The 783-nt window shown below is 52.2% G+C and carries 1 protein-coding gene; it reads right to left on the bottom strand.

Features of this window, described 5'->3' with window-relative positions:
• Positions 1-783 (bottom strand): AMP-binding protein (locus tag L692_RS28555; protein ID WP_036723326.1); only part of this gene is annotated, 783 nt, incomplete at both ends.

Below are 783 nucleotides of genomic sequence, written 5' to 3'. Positions count from 1 at the left end.
GCCGTCAGTTCCGGTCGATTCAAATATCCCCGGGCCACGCCGTCTCCACCCACAATCAGCTCGCCCCAGGCTCCGATCGGCTGCAGCCTGAGCGCTGCATCTACTATGTAAGCGGTGGAGTTGCAGATCGGACGCCCAATCGGTACGGATTCCATCTGTTCGCCCAAAATGGGATACATGGTGGAAAACGTCGTATTTTCTGTCGGTCCGTATGCATTAACGAGATCCAGCGACGGATAATCACGAAGCACACGATTGATGTGAGTTACGGGCAGTACTTCTCCCCCGACGATCAACGTCTTTAGTCCGCCAAACAGTCTGCTGTCCTGCTGTGAAAGCTGGATAAATAGCGGTGTTGTGAGAAATATGGTGTTTATCCCATATTGCTGTATCGTTTGCTTCAACTGCGAAGCGTCTAAAATAACATTCCCCTGGACCATATACAGTCGACCGCCATTCAGAAGCGGTCCCCAAATTTCGAACGTAGAAGCATCGAATACAACGGCTCCCGTCTGCAAAATACGTGTTTGTTCGGTTAATTCAACATAATCCGTATGTTTCACCAGACGAACCACATTGCGATGCTCCACCATGACGCCCTTGGGCCTGCCCGTTGTTCCCGACGTATAGATCACGTACGCCAGATGGTTGGGACCGGCGATTGGCTCCAGGTTGGAACGGTCTTCGCTGTATGTTCCATCGTCGTCCAGCACCGCAACGTTATCAACAAAGGGTACCCGATCTCGCAGATGCCCATGCAACAGCAGCAGCTTTGCTCCCGAG

Source organism: Paenibacillus forsythiae T98 (genome assembly GCF_000520735.1).
Classification (GTDB): domain Bacteria; phylum Bacillota; class Bacilli; order Paenibacillales; family Paenibacillaceae; genus Paenibacillus_AQ; species Paenibacillus_AQ forsythiae.
The sequence above is the reverse complement of the archived record's forward strand: the minus strand, read 5'-3'. Positions and strand labels throughout refer to the sequence as shown.